Below are 18361 nucleotides of genomic sequence, written 5' to 3' on the forward strand. Positions count from 1 at the left end.
CTGTTGCCGGCCTCTTACCGCTCGTATCGAGGAGGCTCAGGTTTGCGGTACGGCTACGCCTTCAGGGGCGCCCGGTTTGTTCAGGACGGCCCGATACAGCAGGCTGGAGACCATGAACCCGAGAATGGCCAGCAGGCTCATCAAGCCGAACACATAGTTGTAACCCTGTTGACCCGGGAAGTGATCGAGGATAGCGCCATAGATCACGTAGGCGAACATGCCCGGCGCGTAACCGATCAGGCATCCGATACCGAAGGCCGAGCCGGTGATGTGCTGGGGAATGCCGACTTCGCCCATGGGGGCCCAGAACACGCCGCGCATGGAAAAGACAATCAAGGCGAAGGAGAGGGTGGCCGCCATGCCCGCGTAGATGAAACTCGGGCTTTTCGGGATCAGCATGATCACGCCCATCAACGGCAGCAACGCCATGAATGCCCACTTCAGGTAACGGCTGGTGCTCTTGAACCGCTTGTCCGCGATGAAGCCACCGGCGGGGCCACCGAGAATCTTGAGGAAGTACTGATTGATGATGCCGTAGGCGCCCACCAGTGCCACCGGCAGTCCATACACCTCCTTGAGGTAGGGAATGAAATAAGTCAAACCGCAATACACGATATAGACCATGAACACGTTGAGACTCACCAGCCAGATACCCGGTACCTTGACCGCCTCCAGAAGATTCCCCAGACCGTTTCTCGGCTTGGCAATCGTCTGTTCGCTATTGCCCTTGAGCAGGAACCAGGTCAGGACTCCAGCAAGAATGTCGATGACCGAGTAGAACAGGATCGCGGACTTCAAACCCGCCGCACCCGAGCCCATGGCAATGAAGACACCCAATGCAGAGAAGGCGACCAGGGTATCGATCACGCCACGCCCGCCTTCCAGCAGACCGAACAACCGGCCTTGTTCCTTGTCGTCACCCAGGTTGCGGATGGCCTTGAGCAGTGACGGCCAAAAGATGCAGTCGGCGCAGACAGCCAGCAGGCTGAACACGATCAATAGATTGCTGAAGGACGGAAAGCTGGCCAGGTAGAGCCCCAGGCTGCCGGTACCGAGCAGGCCGACGGGAATCAGTTTGCGTGTATCGAAACGGTCGGCAAGCATGCCGCCGACGACAAAGAGCGCGGTGGCAATGATGGCATTGGCGCTGAGCAACAATCCGATTTGCGTGTGGGTCAACCCCATGAACTCTTGCATGGGCACATAGAAGGCGTCCTTGAGGTTCGCCAGTTTGTAGATGGTGCCGCCCCCGAGGATGAGAATCAGGAATCTGAGCCATTTGGCTTTGTCGTGCGTTGTCATTTTTATTCTCCAGACGAATGGGTAAAAGCGCGTGTCACTTGGCCAGGGTCAACTCGGCCAGCGTTCGGAACTCGGCCAGCAAACCGCGTACATAGGCGATCTGGTTGTTCGCCCAGCGGTGTTCGTCGGCCAGCATCCGCTCCAGCGAGAACCCGGCAGGCAACGCCGTTTCACTCATCTCCCGGTACGCGATAAACGGGTCGGCGGTTTCGTCGATCTGGCGGAATGCCGGGGCGACGTAATGGTTTTCCTGCTCGAGGATGAACGCGATGACTTGCGGGGATGAGTCGCCGAGCATGAGCAGTTCGAACAACATGCGTGCATTCGGCAGGTCGTCTTCGGCACTCCCCTGCAGCACGCCGTAATGGCCGAAGCCGTTTTGCTCGGGAACGATACGCACCCCCTTCAGATGCACCTGGCGTATGTGCGGTGCCAGGCTCCGTAACGCCTGTATCGGTTGTTCGCAGGCATTGATCATGTTGCCGAAGTCGAACAGGGCATGCAGCCGAGGGTGGTTGAGTCGGTTCAGCAGTTGCGCGATTTCTGCGCTCTTGAGTTCTTCGTGCTGCTCGAAGTCGAAGTACAGGTCATGCTCGTCAGCCTGCTGCGCGAGGTAATGCAGGTCAGATTCGATCATGTCCATGACCCGGGAAAGCGCGCCTTCGTAGCGTGAGTAAACGCGTATGTTGCGGGTCCCCAACGCCCTGGCGATGGCGATCACCTGATCGACATCGTGTTTGCGTGTGCTGCTGATCTCCAGATGTACATCCAGGCCCAGCGCATCGGCTTTTTCGGCAAAGGCCTGAAGTTGCGTGGCGGTCATCTGGCTCAGGCTGTTTTCTTCACCGTCGAGCAGGTGCAGGCTCAGGCCTTGCAACTCATGGCGATAGGCGAAGTCCAGAAGGTCGCCGGGGGTGACAAGGCCATGGGTGAGGTTGGTCAGCAGGGGATAGGCATGGGCAAACAGACGCAGTTGCCCGAGTCGGTCGAGTAACTGGCGGGCCAGCGCTTCGCTCAGTGTGGGAGGTGCCCCGGCCTCGGCAGCCTTGTGGCTGAGCAGGGCATTGAATCGGTCCTGGATCTTATTGTTCATTGGAGTCGTTCCTGGTTCAGACGCCGGGTCTGCCGGCGCAGCCTTTATCGCGCCGGCCAGGAACTCTCGATAGATCCATTACTATTTAAATGATAAGACCACTTTCCTCGTCGCCAGGCGGTTCAGGCGATATACCCCAGCTCGCTCAACGCCTGGGCAAGTGCTTCGACCCGTTCTTCGGCCAGGTGCTCGGGCGTGCCGGCAAACCCGATCAGCAGTGCGGGTGGCAGCTCATGCGCCAGGCAATAATCGCTCAAGGGGTAGGTGTGAATATTGTGCCGTGCCAGGTCCTTGGCGAGGGTGTCACCATTGACTTCGGGGGGCAGCCAGGCGATCACGTGCATGCCGGCTTCCACCGGAGTGATATTGAAAAAACCTCCCAGGCGGTGCTGGAACTTTTCCACCAGTGTTGCCTGGCGAGCCTGGTAGAGAGCACGCAACCGGCGGATGTGGCCGAGGAAATGACCTTCGCGCATGAAGTCGGCGGTGACGGCCTGGAGCAGCGTGGGCGGACTGCGATCCATGACCGCGCGTATGGTGCAAAACGGTTCGACCAACGCTGGCGGTAAAATGACGTAACCCAGCCGTAGAGACGGGTAGAGCACTTTGCTGAAAGTCCCGACATAGATCACACGGTTCCAGTGATCCATGGCATGCAGCGCGGGCAGGGGGCGGCTGCCGTAGCGCAACTCACTGTCGCAATCGTCCTCGATGATCCAGCTCTGATGACGCGCGGCCCAATCGATCAGCTCCAGTCGCCGCCCATGGCTCATGGTGATTCCCAGCGGGTGCTGGCGCGACGGTGTTGTAAAGACCAGGCGTGCCTCAGGGCATTGCGCAAGACCTTGCCGGATATCGATCCCCTGCTCGTCGATAGGCAGCGGCACCAACTGGCAACCATGGGCCTGGAAAGCGATCCGCGCGGCGATATGCCCGGGATCCTCCATCCACACGCTGTCTTGGGGGTTGAGCAGGAGCATGGACAGCAGATTGAAGGCTTGCTGGGCGCCGGAAACGATCACCACCTGCGCGGACGTGCACTCGATGCCACGGGCGTCAAACACGTATTCGGCAATCGCCTCGCGCAGTTCCCTCAAGCCCTGCAGTTCGCCATAGCCGAGCATGGCCTTGGTCGGCTTGTGCAAATGACGGTTCATCAACCGTTTCCAGACCTGCTGGGGAAAGGCGTCATACGTGCTGTGGCTGGGCAGGAACGAGGTCGGGCTCGCCGGATCCCAGTCGGCATAGGAAATGCCGCGAAAATGGTTGCTGCGCAGCGACAGCATGGACTGGCTCAGATCGGACAGGCGCGGCGGCTCCCGTTGCTGATCAGCGTCGGCCCTGTCATTGCTGTCCCACTCGCTGCCGACGTAGGTGCCCGCACCGGTGCGTGAAGCGAGAAAACCTTCGGCAATCAGCTGATCGAACGCATTGAGGATAGTGATCCTTGATAGATCAAGTTCCTGGCTCAGGGTGCGGGTCGACGGCAGACGCACGCCGGCCTGAAGCTTTCCACCGAGAATCTGTTTGCGAATCTGCAAATACAGTTGACGGTACAGGGGAATGGAACTGGAGCGGTCCAGCTCGATACCCGACAGCAGCAAACCTGCAGGGGATTTCATGACATGCTCGTCTGGATGAAAGGTGATTCGGCCTCGAACACTGTCAGGCACCGAGGTGCGCAAGGGTAGCGACAGGCGTCGGATAAGTCATCCATCGCTGGCGCCGATCCCGGGCACACCGTTCGATCCGCTGTCATGAAATGAAAAGTCGTTGTCGTCATATGAGAAGCGATCAGCCAGCCATTGGACCTACAGTCCAGTCAGCGCAATTCGATGCAGCACGCCCATATTGCAGACTGGAGAATAAGAAAACATGGCCAAAGCCGTCCGCTTCTACGAAACCGGTGGTCCCGAAGTCCTACGCTATGAAGACGTCGAGGTGGGCGATCCCGGACCCGGTCAGGTTCGGCTGCGTCACGTAGCGGTCGGCCTGAACTATGCCGACACCTACTTTCGCAATGGCACCTACGCGATTCCGCTGGCCAACGGCATGGGTGTCGAAGCCGCTGGCGTGGTTCAGGCCGTCGGGGACGGTGTGACCAATGTGCAAGTGGGCGATCGCGTTACCTACACGGGGTTTCTCAATACGCTGGGCGCCTACAGCACCGAGCGCCTGATCCCGGCCGCGCCGTTGATCAAGCTGCCGGAAACCATCGGTTTCGAAACCGCCGCGGCCATGACCATGCGTGGCCTGACGTCCTCGTACCTGATGCGACGTATCTACGATTTCAAGGCCGGGGACAGCATTTTGCTGCATGCCGCCGCCGGTGGCGTCGGCCTGATCGTGTCGCAATGGGCCAAGCTGCTGGGCCTGACGGTCATCGGCACCGTGTCCACCGAGGTCAAGGGCGACATCGCCCGGGCGCACGGTTGCGACCATGTCATCAACTACAGCCATGAAGACGTCGCCCAGCGTGTTCGCGAATTGACGGACGGCGTCGGTGTCAACGTGGTGTTCGACAGCGTCGGCAAGAACACCTTCGCCGGTTCCCTGGATTCGCTGAAGCGTCGTGGCCTGATGGTCTGCGTGGGTACGGCCTCCGGCCCGATCCCGGCCTTTGATCCGGTGATGCTGGCGATGAAAGGCTCGCTGTTCCTGACCCGCCCGGCACTGGCCGACTACATCGCCGATCCTGCGGAAAAAGCCGCATTGGCCGGCGAGTTGTTCGATCACGTCGGCAGCGGCCGGATCAAGATCGAGATCAACCAGCACTATGCTTTGCAGGATGCCGTGCAGGCCCATCGTGACCTGGAATCGCGCAAGACCACCGGCTCGTCGATTTTCGTCATTTAAGGGAGCAGCCTGCCGTGAAAGTCGAACAATTGACCTGCCACATCGGCGCGGAACTGATCGGCGTCAACCTGGCCGATGCCATTCATGACGATGGTCTGTTTGCCGAGATACGTGCGCAGTTGCTCACCCATCGCGTGGTGTTCCTGCGCGACCAGGACATCAGTCGCGCCGAGCACGTGGCGTTTGCCCGGCGCTTCGGCGAGCTGGAGGACCATCCGGTGGCCGGCAGCGACCCGGATCATCCCGGCCTGGTGCAAATCTACAAGAAGCCGGACCAGCCGATGGACCGCTACGAAAACGCCTGGCACACCGACGCCACCTGGCGCGAGGCGCCGCCGATGGGGTGCGTGCTGCGCTGCGTGGAATGCCCACCGGTCGGCGGCGACACCATGTGGGCGAACATGGTTGAAGCCTATGAACATTTGCCTGAAGACGTGAAGGCGAAGATCGCTGATCTGCGCGCCCGGCACAGCATTGAGGCGAGCTTCGGCGCGGCGATGCCGATCGAAAAGCGCCTGGCGCTCAAGGCCATGTACCCGGATGCCGAACACCCGGTGGTGCGCACGCACCCGGAAACCGGCGAGAAGGTACTGTTCGTCAACGCCTTCACCACCCACTTCAGCAACTACCACACCCCCGAGCGTGTGCGCTTTGGCCAGGACGCGAACCCGGGCGCCAGTGAGTTGCTGCGCTACCTGATCAGCCAGGCCTACATTCCCGAGTACCAGGTGCGCTGGCGGTGGAAGCCCAACAGCATCGCCATCTGGGACAACCGCAGCACCCAGCACTACGCCGTCATGGATTACCCGTCGTGTCATCGCAAGATGGAGCGCGCCGGGATTATCGGCGACAAGACGTACTGATCGACCACCTCTGCATTCGCACTCGTAACTGCGCCCACCGGGCAGGCTCCCGGCTGGGCGGAAAACCATAAGAACAGGAGTAACTCATGCAATTCTTCGACGATTCCCTACACCCGGAAAACATGGAAAAGGTGGTCATCACCGTGGCCCCGTACGGCCCTGAATGGATGCCGGAAGACTTTCCTGAAGACATTCCGCTGACCATGGATGAGCAGGTGCAGAAGGCGGTCGATTGCTACGAAGCCGGTGCAACCGTCCTGCACCTGCACGTACGTGAACTGGATGGCAAGGGTTCCAAGCGCCTGTCCAAGTTCAACGAGCTGATCGCCGGTGTGCGTGAAGCCGTGCCGGACATGATCATCCAGGTCGGCGGTTCGATTTCCTTCGCCCCGGAAAGCGATGGCGAGGCGGCCAAATGGTTGTCCGACGATACCCGTCACATGCTGGCCGAGCTGACGCCAAAACCGGATCAGGTCACGGTGGCGATCAACACCACCCAGATGAACATCATGGAGTTGCTCTATCCGGAGTACCTGGAAGGCACCTCCCTGGCCAATCCGGCCTATCAGGCGGCCTACAGCGAGATGACCGTGCCGGCCGGGCCGGCGTGGGTCACCGAGCACCTCAAGCGCCTGATGGACAATGGCATTCAGCCGCATTTCCAGCTGACCGGCATGCACGCCATGGAAACCCTGGAGCGCATGGTGCGCAAGGGCCTGTACATGGGGCCGTTGAACCTGACCTGGATTGGCATCGGCGGTGGTTTCGATGGCCCGAACCCGTTCAACTTCTTCAACTTCATCCATCGCGCACCGGACGGCTGCACCCTGACCGCGGAATCGCTGCTCAAGAACGTGCTGCCGTTCAACACCATGGCGCTGGCCATGGGCATGCACCCGCGCGTGGGCATTGAAGACACTATCATTGATCACAAGGGCAAGCGCTTCAGCTCGGTGCAGCAGATCGAACAAACCGTGCGGGTCGCCCACGAACTGGGGCGCGAAATTGCCTCCGGCAAAGAGGCCCGGGAGATCTACCGGATCGGTGTGCAGTATCAGAGCATCGAAGAAACTCTGCTGGCCAACGGTATGTCGCCCAACCGCAAGGCCGGGCAAAAAGGTGTGCCGCAGCGCGGCTGACCGACAGCCGGGGCGGGAGGTCGATGGCCTCTCGCTCGCTGCACCGCATCACGCTCGATAACAACAAAAACAAAGTTTCGAGGAGGCTGCATGGCCTTTCACCCAATCGCCGCCGACGATGACGACGGTACCGTCAGCGTTTCGCGCCAATACGCCTGGATCGTCTTTGCCCTGACGTTCGGCCTGTTGATTTCCGATTACATGTCGCGCCAGGTGCTGAACGCGGTGTTCCCGATGCTCAAGGGCGAATGGGCACTGAGCGACGGCCAGCTCGGCCTGCTCAGTGGCATCGTGGCCTTGATGGTCGGGCTGCTGACGTTTCCGCTGTCGCTGTTGGCCGACCGTTTCGGCCGGGTCAAGAGCCTGGCGTTGATGGCGCTGTTGTGGAGCCTTGCAACGCTGGGCTGCGCACTGGCGCAGGACTACCAGCAGATGTTCATCGCCCGGTTCATGGTGGGCGTCGGCGAAGCGGCCTACGGCAGCGTCGGCATCGCGGTGGTGATTTCAGTCTTTCCCAAGCACATGCGCGCCACCCTGGCCAGTGCCTTCATGGCCGGCGGCATGTTCGGCTCGGTGCTGGGCATGGCCCTGGGCGGGGCTATCGCCGCGAAGCTGGGCTGGCGCTGGTCGTTCGCCGGCATGGCGCTGTTCGGCCTGCTGCTGGCGGTGCTGTATCCGCTCATCGTCAAGGAAGCACGCATTGCTCCACAACGCGCTGCACAGGCACTGAACAAGGCCTCGGCCAAGGTCAGTCAGCCGTTGCGCACGCTGTTTTCCAGTCGCTCGGTGATCGCCACCTACGTTGGCAGCGGCCTGCAGCTGTTCGTCGCCGGCACCGTGATTGTGTGGATGCCCAGTTACCTGAACCGCTACTACCAGATGGGCACGGACAAAGCCGGCGGCATGGCGGCGGTCATCGTGCTGTGCAGCGGTGCCGGGATGATTCTGTGCGGCATGCTCAGCGACCGTCTGTGTCGTCACTCGCCCCAGCGCAAGGTCGCCCTGGCCATCGCGTTCTGCCTGGGCAGTTGCCTGTTGCTGTCGGCGGCGTTCGCCCTGCCGGCAGGCCCCGCACAACTGGCGCTGATCTGCCTGGGCATGCTGATCGCCGCTGGCACCACCGGGCCCGCCGGGGCAATGGTTGCCAATCTGACCCACTACTCGGTCCATGGCACCGCGTTCGCCACGCTGACCCTGGCCAACAACATGCTCGGCCTGGCGCCGGGGCCGTTCATCACCGGCAAGGTGTCGGACCTGATCGGCTTGCAGGCTGCCTTCCAGTTTGTGCCGCTGGTCAGCCTCGCGGCCGCGGCGGTGTTCTTTTATGCCAAGTGTCATTACCACCGGGACATCGCCCGGCTCAGGGGTGAGCGGGTGTCCGAGTCGGTGGGCGAATCCGTGTTAGAGGTGAAGTTGTGAGTGGTCGTCTGCGTATTGATGTGTTCTTCGATTTTATCTGTCCCTGGTGCCTGATCGGCAAGCGCCAACTGGAGCGCGCGCAGGAACTGTTGCGCGCCCGACAACCGGAGGTGGAATTCACCACGGTATGGCACGGCGTGCAGCTGTTGCCACAACTGTCGGTACAAGGTGAACCCTTCGACGCGTTTTACCGCAAGCGTCTGGGCAGTGCTGAAAAGGTGCAGTTGCGCCAATCCCAAGTACAACAGGCCGCGCTGGCGGTGGGGGAGGCCATCGATTTCAGGCGCATTGCCACGATGCCCAACACCGCCGATGCCCATCGCCTGCTGGAGCGGGTCAGCGTGCTGGGTAATTCCAGGCAGCGCGATGCCTTGCTCGATCGTCTGTTCGCCGCGTATTTCCATCACGGCGAAGATCTGGGCAACCGCGAAACGTTGCTCGCCATCGCCCAGTCGTGCGGTTTTGAGGCTGGCTTTGTGGCGGACTGTCTGTACGGCAACGGCGAGCCTTTTGTCGGCAACCCCGGGGCTGTCGGCGGCGTGCCCTGTTTCCAGTTTGACCGGCGCGTGACGGTGGTGGGCGCACAGCCCCCCGAAGCGCTGTTTGGCGTCATGTACGAAGCCTTGCTCGAACGGGCCGGCGAGCGACAACCCTCATGAACCTGCGAGTCCATGTGCCTGCCGGAAAACTCCCGCAGGTCGGGGGCCGTGCGCTCTTCGAATTCGATGACAAGAGCATCGCGCTGTTCAACATCGACGGTGAGTTGTTCGCCATCGATGACGGTTGCCCGCACCAGGGCGCCTCGTTGTGCGGCGGTCGCCTCGACGGTCGGGTGATTCAATGCTGTGCCCATGGCCTGCGTTTCGATCTGGCCAGTGGCTACTTGCTCAACTCCAACAAGCTCAAGGTCGCCAACTACCCGGTCGAGGTAGTCGACGGCCAGGTATTCATTGTCATCATCACCGAGGAGGCCGCGCCATGAGCGCCATCGCTCTGACCCGCATCCACAGCCGTACGCGCGAACTGGCGCCGGGGTTCATCGTCAGCCTGATTGTCGCGGCGGCGGCGACCTTTCTGTCGGAGCACTACGGTGCGCCGGTCATGTTGTTTGCCCTGTTGCTCGGCATGGCGCTGAACTTCCTCGCCGGCGAAGGCACCTGCAAGGCCGGCATCGAGTTCACCGCACGCACCGTATTACGCATCGGCGTAGCGCTGCTGGGCATGCGCATCACCCTCGAACAGATCGCCGCACTGGGCTGGAAACCCTTTGCGCTGGTGGTGATTCTGGTGGTGGTGACCATCGGCGTTTCGGTAGTGGCGGCCAAGGCGCTGGGCTTCCAGCGACTGTTCGGCATGCTCACCGGTGGCGCCACCGCGATCTGCGGTGCCTCGGCGGCATTGGCGCTGGCCGCGGCCTTGCCGAACCACCCGCAGAAGGAACGCGCCACCTTGTTCACGGTGATCGGGGTCTCGGCGCTGTCGACCCTGGCGATGATCCTGTACCCGATGATTGCCAACTGGCTGTCGTTGTCGCCCCAGGTGGCCGGGGTATTCCTGGGGGCGACCATCCATGATGTCGCCCAGGTGGTCGGCGCCGGATACAGCCTGTCGACCGAGACCGGCGACACGGCCACGGTGGTCAAGCTGATGCGGGTCGCCATGCTGCTGCCGGTGATCGTTTGTGCCGCGATGGTCACGCGTATGCAGGGCGCCGATCCCACCGGCAAACGGCCGCCGCTGCTGCCGTGGTTCGCGGTCGGCTTTTTGCTGCTGGCCTGCCTCAACAGCACCGGCTGGGTGGCCCCGGTGGTGCAGGGCTCGGTCAATGAACTGTCACGCTGGTGCCTGGTGGTGTCCATCAGCGCCCTGGGCATGAAGACCCAGCTCAAGGAACTGGCGGCAGTGGGCATCAAGCCGATCCTGCTGATGGTTGGGGAAACCGTATTCCTCGTGGTTCTTGTGCTGCTGTTGCTGCACTGGGGGATGTAACTCCGTACCGTTTTACTCGCGGCGCTGCATTGCGCTCACTCCGGCGCAGTGCGGCACTCCACCGGCGTCAAAGGCCCCGGTTTTTGCGGCGACCGTACCAGCGGTCGCCGTTTTTTTTGTGATTCCTGATACCCCCCTGTGGGAGCGAGCCTACTCGCGAAGGCTATGTTTCAGGCGACCGGGGTTTTGGATGGTGTACATATCCGTTTCTTCGGTAACGGCGGCTGGCGGTTTCGCCCTTACGGCGACTTACTTTTTTTTCAAACGCCAAAAAAAAGATAAGCAAAAAAAGGCTCGCCCCGAGCGTCCGGCTCCTCGCTGGGGCTCGGCGTTCCTTCGCTCCGGCATTCATCCGGGGGCATTGCCCTCCGGTTGGCTTCGCTGCACCTACATGCAATGTGTTCGACTGCGTCGAACGGCGCTGCGCGCCAATCCCCGGATGAACACCTCCTCTCAGCCTGCCGAAGGGGCGGGTGAATCAAGATCAAAAGCGGAAGGCGAGCTAACGCTCGGCCTGATGAGTGGTGAGAAGCAGCGGGTGTACGTCGCCCCATTGTGGGAGCGGGCTTGCTCGCGAAGGCGGCCTGACAGCCGACCAATCTCTTGCAGATGTATCCGGATCCCCTGTGGGAGCGAGCCTGCTCGCGAAAAACATCAAGGCAACGCAATCATTCAGACAGGGCGCGTTATCGTTGACGTCCTTCGCGAGCAGGCTCGCTCCCACAGGGGTATGAGGATATCCGTCAAAGTCAGGTCGGCTGTCAGGCCGCCTCGCTCTGCTTTGGTTTTTGATCTTTCGCCCCTTCGGCAGGCTGAGCGTAGGTGTTCATCAGGGGGTTAGGCGCGCAGCGCCGTGCGGCGAAGCCGCACACATCGAGAGGAGGTGCAGCGAAGCAAACCGGAGGCGATGCCCCCTGATGGACACCGTAGCGAGGGAACGCCGAGCCTCAGCGAGGTGCCGTACGCCGGGGCGAAGCCTTTTGCTTACTTTTCGGCGTTTGGAAAAGTGAGTCGCTGTAAGAGCGAAACCGCCAGCCGCCGTTACCGCAGGAATGGATATGTACACAAAAAAATACGTCGCCTAACCCGCAGCCTTCGCGAGCAAGTCGAATCATCGCACCGCCGTTCCCACAGGGTTCAGTTTTTACCCGGATCGGGGAGGGTGGTCGTGTCAGCTATTGCTTTCAACGTGCCACGCTTTTGCGTACTGCGCCACGTCGCCGGCGGCATGCCGAACTGGCTGATGAACCAGCGCGTGAAAGAGCTGGCCATGGAGTAGCCGAGCATGTCGGCGATGCGGCCCAGCGAGTAGTTCGGGTTTTCCAGATACCGCAGCACCAGATCGCGCCGCACGTCGTTGATCAGGTCATTGAAGGCGCAGCCATCGTCTTTGAGGCGACGTTGCAGGGTCCGCACATTCATGCCCTGGGTCTGGGCGATTTGCTCGATGGTGGCGCGTCCCATGGGCAGCAGCAGGTAAATGGCTTTGCGCACCTCGAACAGCGTCGAGGGCCCTTCATGGCTTTGTAGCGAATCCAGATAGCGCTGGGCGTAACGCGCCATCGCCGGGTCGGCATGGGGGTTGGCGATGTCGAGGCTGGCATCGGGGCAGACAATGCCATTGAACTCGCTGCCGAACTCCAGATTGCAGCCGAACAGGCGCCGATGCAGTTGCAGATTGTCGGGAGGCTGGTGCGTGAAATTCACGCTGTAGGGCTGCCAGTGCGCACCGAGCAGCGCGGCGCACAGCCGGAACATCACGCCGATGGCCAGTTCATTGGCTTGCCGGCAGGGCATGGGTGAGTCGGTCACCACTTCCTCGCGAATGATCACCATCTTGCCGGCTTCTTCGATGAAGATCGCCAGCGATTCGTTCATCAGGTGCCGGTAGTGCACCAGCACCTGCAACGCATCACGCAACGTGCGCTGGTGAGTCAGCAGCAGGCTGACGACGCCGAAATCCGAGAGTTGACGCGATTCGGCCATGCTCAGGCCGAAGCTCTGGCAACCGCTGGCGACAGACGACTCTTCCAGCAGGCGAACCGCCGCATCGATCGGAATCCGATGCTCGGGCGCTTGCAGACGGGCCTTGCTCAGGCCGACGCCCGCCAGCACATCGTGTGGGTTGAACCCCAGGTAATGAGCAACATCCAGGTAGTTGGTCAAGACAGCGGCGCGAACGAGCTTAGGCATGCAGAGGCGTTCCTGCAGGGGTTCCGATGGAAACGAGCGCGGCCGAATATAGCCAGCGCGTCAGAAAGTGAACAGGTTACAACGCCACGTTAGCAGCTTCCGCGCGACCACCTGGCAGCTCAAGTAAAGCTGTCATCAAAAGAAAAGTCACTGTCGTCAAATGAAAAGCGCAGCCCACCCCGGCTCTTTAATGTCAGTCCTACAAAAAGATTCTGGCGAAACAGCCAGGCGAGTCACTGAGAAGCCGAGGGTATCCAAGTGGACAAACTGCAAACTGCCGCCACCGTTCTGATCGTACCGGGACTGCGTGAGCATGTTGCCGAACATTGGCAAACACTGCTTGAAGCCCGTTTGAGCAAGGTTCGCAGCGTTCCACCACTTGAGACCGACAAGCTCGACTGCACTGCCCGAGTACGGGCGATCCAGCAGGAGCTGGAGCAAATCGACGGCCCCGTGATCCTCGTCGCCCACAGTGCCGGCGTTCTGATGGTGGCGCACTGGGCTGCTCGCTACAGTCGCCCGATCAAGGGCGCACTGTTGGCCGCGCCGCCGGACCTGGCGGCCCAATGGCCGCAAGGTTACCCAAGCCCGCAAACCCTTCGCGACCACGGCTGGACCCCTCTGCCGCAAGGAGCGTTACCCTTTCGCAGCCTCGTCGCTGCCAGCACCGACGATCACCTCGCCAGCTTCGACGCGGCTTCGCGCCTGGCCCGGGACTGGGAGGCGGAGCTGGTCAACCTCGGTGCCGTCGGCCACCTCAATCCGGCGTCGGGCTACGGCCCGTGGCCCCAGGCAGAAGCACTCATTCTGGACCTGGATCGCTAGATTCAATCACCCGTCAATCGTCCTCACGCCTCAAAGGCACTGGCTCTCCCACCAAGAGTCAGCGGGGACCACTGCGCTTAAAACAAATACAAAAAGGCGGAGACAACGCAATGCACAACAATAAGAGTCACGGCCACACACGCCCTTCGCATCGCAGCCTGCTGGCCCTGGCCATCCTGGCGGCTTCCATGCCGGCCGCCCAAGCGATGGAGCTGGACACCGGCAATCCGGACTGGTCCGTGCGCTTCGACAACACCGTGAAGTACAACTACGGCGTTCGCACCGAAAGTGCCGACAAACGCATGCTCGGCACGCCGAACAACAACGACGGCGACTACAACTTCCGCAAGGCCGGGACCAACATCACCAACCGTGTCGACCTGTTGACCGAGATGGATGTGGTTTACCAGCAAAGCATGGGTTTTCGCGTCAGCGCCGCCAGCTGGTACGACAAGGCCTATGAAAACACCGGCTCCAATTCCAACCCGTTCGTCAACGGCAACGGCGGCACGTCGGGTCTGGTCGCCAACGACCCACGGCTTGCGCCCGTCACTCGCGACAATGTCGGCTTTGGCAGTCCGCACCTGAGCAACTATGCCCAGCGTTATTACACCGGTCCCTCCGGTGAAATCCTCGACGCCTTCGTGTTCTACAGCACCGAAGTGGGCGAAGAGTCGATGTTCAGCATCAAGGCCGGGCAGCACAACGTGTTCTGGGGTGAAACCATCCTCAACCCGGTGCATTCGATGAGCTACGGCCAATCCGGGCTGGACCTGGCCAAGCTGGCGGCATCGCCGGGTACCGAAGCCAAGGAACTGTTCGTGCCGCGCAATCAGGTGTCGATGTCGTTCACCCTCAACCCTGAGTTGACCGTGGGTGCCCAGTACTTCCTGGATTGGGATGAAGCACGCCTGCCTGAAGCGGGCACTTACTATGGCGGTTCCGATCTGGTGGGCACCGGTGCGCAGTCGTTCCTGCTGGGCAACACCAACTCCATCACCCCCGGCAGCCCGCTCGGGTGTGGCCTGGCCCCTTGCAACGCGTTGACCAACGTGCGACGTGGCAACGACCTGGAACCGGACCATCACGGCGATTGGGGCGTCATGGCGAAATGGTCGCCTGCCTGGCTGGACGGCACGCTCGGCGTTTACTACCGCCAGACTTCCGACATCCTGCCCCAGGCCTGGCTCGACGCCAGAGGCTTGAGTTCGGCCAACCCCAACGGCACGCCGCCGGCGGGGCAGGTGCCTGCCGTGGTCAACACGCTGAACTCGTTGAGCACCGCCACCTATCAACTGGCCTATTCCGACAAGATCGACATCTTCGGCTTCAGCCTGTCCAAGGATGTCGGCGGCATCAGCGTCGGCAGTGACCTGAACATCCGCCACAACATGCCGCTGGCGAGCATTCCGGCCATCGTCAGCACCACCAGCCCGCTGGGGCTCGGTCAGGGTCTTGGCCTGTTGCCGCCACGCACGGCAGCCACCGGCGTGATCTACGACACCCCGCAAGATGGCGACAGCATGAGCGCCACCGGCGACACCCTGCACTGGACAATCAACGGTCTGATGACCCTGCCCAAGACCCCGGTGTTCGATTCGGCCGTGCTGCTCACCGAGTTGTACTACAGCAACCTGCTCAAGCTCGATAGCAAGAACGAAGCGCTCTACAAGGGCAAAAGCAGCTATCGCGGTATCGACGCGCCGACCCGTGACAACTGGGGCATCGCGGTCAACTTCACCCCGACCTGGTACCAGGTGTTCCCGGGCGTGGACATGAATATGCCGATGTCGGTCAACGTTGGCCTCGACGGTGTGTCACCGGTGTCGGGCGGCGGTGCGAAAGACACCGGCAACTATGCGATCGGCGTCGGTGCCGTCGTTTACAACAAGTACTTCGTCGACCTCAAGTACGTGGACGCCTTCGGCAAGGCTGACAAGTGCAACGTCAGCGGTAACAGCACTGGTGCGGCAAACGCCGGCAGTGGCGACGGCTCCACGCCGAACGCCTTCAGCGGTAACGAAAACTATGCGTGCTACGCCGGTGGCTATTCAGCCTTCTCGGGCGGCGGCGCGACCACCGAAGACCGTGGCGCGCTGTACCTGACGCTGAAAACCACCTTTTGATTCACCCAATGCTTAGTCACTAAGCAGGAGTTAGAAACCATGAAATTCGTGCAAACCCTGTTGGCCGCCTCGCTGGCCATGGCCATGGCCGCCCAGGCCCAAGCCGCCGTATCGACTCAGGAAGCCGGCAAGCTCGGCAGCAGCCTGACCCTGGTGGGCGCCGAAAAAGCCGCCAGCGCCGATGGCTCCATTCCGGCCTATTCCGGTGGCCTGACCACCGCCCCGGCCAGCTTCAAGGCCGGCGACAGCATGCGTCCGGACCCGTTTGCCAGCGAAAAACCGCTGCTGGTGATCAATGGCAAAAACGTTGACCAGTACAAGACCATGCTCTCGGCCACCACCGTCGAACTGGCCAAGCGTTTCCCCACCTTCCGTGTCGATGTCTACCCGACCCACCGCACCGTGGCATTGCCGCAGACGGTGCTGGACAACAGCGTGAAAAACGCCACCGGCGCCAAGTCGCTGGAAGGTGGCCTGGCCATCGATAACGTGTTGCCCGGCGTGCCGTTCCCGATTCCGCAATCGGGCAGCGAGGCGATGTGGAACTTCCTGCTGCGTTACCAGGGGGTCAACATCAACTCCAAGTACGACTCCTGGAACGTCGACTCGGCCGGTGTGCCAAGCCTTGCGACCACCGGGCAGGCGTTCATCACTTACCCGATCTACGAAAACATGGCGCAGACAATCAGCAGCGCCGATGTGTACTACCAGATGAAGCTGTATTACACCGGTCCCGCACGCCGGGCCGGTGAGTCGATCATGCTCAAGGACGCCGCCAACCCGCTGGAACAGCCACGCCGCGCGTGGCAGTACCTGCCGGGGCAACGTCGGGTCAAACTGGCGCCGAACCTGGCCTACGACACGCCTAACCCGGGCACTGCCGGCGCGGGCACCTATGACGATGTGTTCGTGTTCAACGGCGCGCTGGATCGCTACGACTGGAAACTGGTCGGCAAGCAGGAAATGATCGTGCCGTACAACACTTACAAGCTGACCTACGCCCAGGACCCGAAAAGCCTGACCACCGCCAACCACATCGCGCCGGACTTCGTGCGCTGGGAGAAACACCGCGTCTGGGTGGTGGAGGGCAACCTCAAGGCCGGCGCGCGTCACGTCTACCAGAAGCGTCGTTTCTACCTGGATGAAGACAGCTGGGCGGCACTGGCTTCCGATCAGTACGACGCTCGTGGTCAGCTCTACCGTGGTTCCTTTGCCTTCCTCAGCCAGAGCTATGACAAGCAGGTACCGGATTCCACGCCTTTCATGATCTACGACCTGGTCGGCGGCTCCTACAACATCAACGGTGTAGTGGGTCCTTACGGCGGCATCCGCTACATCGACTCGCTGTCCAAGGCGCAGTGGTCGCCGGAGTCCCTGGCGGGCGCCGGTATCCGCTAAGCATCGGGTTTCAACGCCGGGTTGCACTGCGTGCACCCGGCGCCGTTTTTTCAAGGGGACGTCGTATGTGTTCGTTCAAGAAGTGTGTGCCGCTGCTGTTGGGCGCCGCGCTGGCTCTGTTGCATGGATTCGCTCAGGCTGCCGCCTACGTTGACGTGCTCGATCTGCCCGCCACCCCCAGTACCCTGGCCGTGCGCAGCCCATTGCTGGACACGACCCGTGCCGGCGAGCGACTGGTTGCCGTGGGGCAGCGTGGCCACATTCTTTATTCCGATGACGCCGGCCAGCAATGGCAGCAAGCCGCCGTGCCGGTCAGTGCCGACCTCAATGCCGTGTACTTCCCTTCGCCGATGAAGGGCTGGGCGGTCGGCAACGACGGCGTGGTGTTGCACAGCAGCGATGCCGGCGCGACCTGGCAAAAGCAACTGGATGGCCGCCAGATCGGTGCCTTGCTGGTCAAGCATTATGCCGCATTGGCCCAGGCCGAGCCGGGCAACGAGCAATGGCCGCTGCTGGTCGCCGAAGGTCAGCGGCTGACCGAGGAGGGCGCCGACAAGCCACTGCTGGATGTCTGGTTCGCCAATGACAACCTGGGTTACGTGGTGGGTGTGTTCAACCTGATCCTGCGCACCGAAGACGGTGGCAAACACTGGACGCCGTTCCAGGACCGTACCGACAACCCGCAGGGCTTTCACCTCAACGCCATCTCCGCCACGGGCGACGGGCTGTACATCGCCGGCGAGCAAGGGCTGCTACTGAAATGGAATGACGCCCGGCAACACTTCATGGCGTTGCAGACACCCTATCAGGGCAGCTTTTTCGGGGTGATCGGCAAGCCCGGCGAAGTGCTGGTCTACGGCTTGCGTGGGCATGTGCTGCGCAGCACCGATGGCGGTATCAACTGGACGCTGCTCAACAGCGGCCTGCAGGTCAGCATCACGGCCGCCACGCTGGGTGAAGACGGTCACTTCCGGCTGTTCACCCAGGCCGGGCACCTGTTGCTCAGCCCGGATCACGGGACGCAGTTGCAGTTGCTCGCCCAGCAGAATCAGTCACCCGTGGCCGGTGCCGTCCAGGCCGCCGACGGCGCGTTGATTGTGGTGGGCAGTCGTGGCGCACGCGTGCTTTCCAAAGAATAAAAACAGTTAAATCAGAGCG

General features: G+C 61.6%; 15 protein-coding genes. 11 read left to right on the top strand and 4 right to left on the bottom strand.

The features are described from left to right. Positions 1 to 36: 36 nt before the first annotated feature. From CKW21_RS12435 to CKW21_RS12445, 3 genes are all read right to left on the bottom strand, one after another. The gene (locus CKW21_RS12435; RefSeq protein WP_095194261.1) at positions 37 to 1302 is read right to left on the bottom strand and encodes an MFS transporter; all 1266 of its coding nucleotides are present in this window, start codon (positions 1300 to 1302) and stop codon (positions 37 to 39) included. A 34-nt stretch (positions 1303 to 1336) separates the two neighbouring features. Then, complete coding sequence (locus tag CKW21_RS12440; RefSeq protein ID WP_095194262.1) at positions 1337 to 2395, bottom strand: sugar phosphate isomerase/epimerase; 1059 nt, start codon at positions 2393 to 2395, stop codon at positions 1337 to 1339. A 122-nt stretch (positions 2396 to 2517) separates the two neighbouring features. Beyond that, entirely contained in the window at positions 2518 to 4017 is a 1500-nt protein-coding gene (locus CKW21_RS12445; protein ID WP_095194263.1) for a PLP-dependent aminotransferase family protein, read from the bottom strand. 253 nt (positions 4018 to 4270) lie between these two features. Between CKW21_RS12445 and CKW21_RS12450 the strand changes: the two genes are divergently transcribed. The 7 genes from CKW21_RS12450 (at position 4271) to CKW21_RS12480 (ending at position 10661) form a co-directional block, all read left to right on the top strand. After that, positions 4271 to 5251 carry a quinone oxidoreductase gene (locus CKW21_RS12450; protein ID WP_095194264.1) on the top strand — a complete coding sequence of 327 codons (981 nt, stop codon included), beginning with the start codon at positions 4271 to 4273 and terminating at the stop codon, positions 5249 to 5251. Between the two features lie 14 nt (positions 5252 to 5265). Beyond that, positions 5266 to 6114, top strand: coding sequence for a TauD/TfdA family dioxygenase (locus CKW21_RS12455; RefSeq protein WP_095194265.1), 849 nt, complete (start codon positions 5266 to 5268; stop codon positions 6112 to 6114). 86 nt (positions 6115 to 6200) lie between these two features. Beyond that, positions 6201 to 7253, top strand: coding sequence for a 3-keto-5-aminohexanoate cleavage protein (locus CKW21_RS12460; protein ID WP_095194266.1), 1053 nt, complete (start codon positions 6201 to 6203; stop codon positions 7251 to 7253). A gap of 90 nt (positions 7254 to 7343) precedes the next feature. Continuing rightward, positions 7344 to 8672 carry an MFS transporter gene (locus CKW21_RS12465; RefSeq protein ID WP_095194267.1) on the top strand — a complete coding sequence of 443 codons (1329 nt, stop codon included), beginning with the start codon at positions 7344 to 7346 and terminating at the stop codon, positions 8670 to 8672. Continuing rightward, positions 8669 to 9331 (top strand): DsbA family oxidoreductase, encoded by a 663-nt coding sequence (locus CKW21_RS12470; protein ID WP_095194268.1) that lies wholly within the window; start codon positions 8669 to 8671, stop codon positions 9329 to 9331. The genes CKW21_RS12465 and CKW21_RS12470 overlap by 4 nt, the downstream gene beginning before the upstream one ends. After that, positions 9328 to 9654 carry a Rieske 2Fe-2S domain-containing protein gene (locus CKW21_RS12475; protein ID WP_095194269.1) on the top strand — a complete coding sequence of 109 codons (327 nt, stop codon included), beginning with the start codon at positions 9328 to 9330 and terminating at the stop codon, positions 9652 to 9654. The genes CKW21_RS12470 and CKW21_RS12475 overlap by 4 nt, the downstream gene beginning before the upstream one ends. Continuing rightward, complete coding sequence (locus tag CKW21_RS12480) at positions 9651 to 10661, top strand: YeiH family protein (RefSeq protein ID WP_095194270.1); 1011 nt, start codon at positions 9651 to 9653, stop codon at positions 10659 to 10661. Before CKW21_RS12475 ends, CKW21_RS12480 begins: the two co-directional genes overlap by 4 nt. 1137 nt (positions 10662 to 11798) lie before the next feature. On the opposite strand, the gene CKW21_RS12485 is transcribed toward CKW21_RS12480, so the two are convergent. Next, positions 11799 to 12854 carry an AraC family transcriptional regulator gene (locus CKW21_RS12485; RefSeq protein WP_095194271.1) on the bottom strand — a complete coding sequence of 352 codons (1056 nt, stop codon included), beginning with the start codon at positions 12852 to 12854 and terminating at the stop codon, positions 11799 to 11801. A gap of 258 nt (positions 12855 to 13112) precedes the next feature. Here CKW21_RS12485 and CKW21_RS12490 point away from each other — a divergent pair, with 258 nt between their 5' ends. The 4 genes from CKW21_RS12490 (at position 13113) to CKW21_RS12505 (ending at position 18342) form a co-directional block, all read left to right on the top strand. Then, positions 13113 to 13679, top strand: coding sequence for an alpha/beta hydrolase (locus CKW21_RS12490; protein WP_095194272.1), 567 nt, complete (start codon positions 13113 to 13115; stop codon positions 13677 to 13679). Between the two features lie 110 nt (positions 13680 to 13789). Beyond that, a complete protein-coding gene (locus CKW21_RS12495; protein ID WP_095194273.1) occupies positions 13790 to 15805 on the top strand; it encodes a DUF1302 domain-containing protein in 2016 nt (671 codons plus the stop codon). 39 nt (positions 15806 to 15844) lie between these two features. After that, on the top strand, positions 15845 to 17203 hold the full coding sequence (locus CKW21_RS12500) for a DUF1329 domain-containing protein (RefSeq protein WP_095194274.1): 1359 nt from the start codon (positions 15845 to 15847) through the stop codon (positions 17201 to 17203). 65 nt (positions 17204 to 17268) lie between these two features. Then, entirely contained in the window at positions 17269 to 18342 is a 1074-nt protein-coding gene (locus CKW21_RS12505) for a YCF48-related protein (protein WP_095194275.1), read from the top strand. Positions 18343 to 18361: the final 19 nt, after the last annotated feature.

Origin of the sequence: Pseudomonas sp. Irchel 3A7 (assembly GCF_900187565.1) — a bacterium.
GTDB lineage: Bacteria > Pseudomonadota > Gammaproteobacteria > Pseudomonadales > Pseudomonadaceae > Aquipseudomonas.

What these genes read in the sequence shown, in the direction of transcription:
- CKW21_RS12445 (WP_095194263.1), bottom strand. Translation starts at nt 4,017, where the DNA reads ATGAAATCCCCTGCAGGTTTGCTGCTGTCGGGTATCGAGCTGGACCGC.
- CKW21_RS12460 (WP_095194266.1), top strand. Translation starts at nt 6,201, where the DNA reads ATGCAATTCTTCGACGATTCCCTACACCCGGAAAACATGGAAAAGGTG.
- CKW21_RS12485 (WP_095194271.1), bottom strand. Translation starts at nt 12,854, where the DNA reads ATGCCTAAGCTCGTTCGCGCCGCTGTCTTGACCAACTACCTGGATGTT.
- CKW21_RS12440 (WP_095194262.1), bottom strand. Translation starts at nt 2,395, where the DNA reads ATGAACAATAAGATCCAGGACCGATTCAATGCCCTGCTCAGCCACAAG.
- CKW21_RS12450 (WP_095194264.1), top strand. Translation starts at nt 4,271, where the DNA reads ATGGCCAAAGCCGTCCGCTTCTACGAAACCGGTGGTCCCGAAGTCCTA.
- CKW21_RS12500 (WP_095194274.1), top strand. Translation starts at nt 15,845, where the DNA reads ATGAAATTCGTGCAAACCCTGTTGGCCGCCTCGCTGGCCATGGCCATG.
- CKW21_RS12465 (WP_095194267.1), top strand. Translation starts at nt 7,344, where the DNA reads ATGGCCTTTCACCCAATCGCCGCCGACGATGACGACGGTACCGTCAGC.
- CKW21_RS12480 (WP_095194270.1), top strand. Translation starts at nt 9,651, where the DNA reads ATGAGCGCCATCGCTCTGACCCGCATCCACAGCCGTACGCGCGAACTG.
- CKW21_RS12495 (WP_095194273.1), top strand. Translation starts at nt 13,790, where the DNA reads ATGCACAACAATAAGAGTCACGGCCACACACGCCCTTCGCATCGCAGC.
- CKW21_RS12505 (WP_095194275.1), top strand. Translation starts at nt 17,269, where the DNA reads ATGTGTTCGTTCAAGAAGTGTGTGCCGCTGCTGTTGGGCGCCGCGCTG.
- CKW21_RS12435 (WP_095194261.1), bottom strand. Translation starts at nt 1,302, where the DNA reads ATGACAACGCACGACAAAGCCAAATGGCTCAGATTCCTGATTCTCATC.
- CKW21_RS12475 (WP_095194269.1), top strand. Translation starts at nt 9,328, where the DNA reads ATGAACCTGCGAGTCCATGTGCCTGCCGGAAAACTCCCGCAGGTCGGG.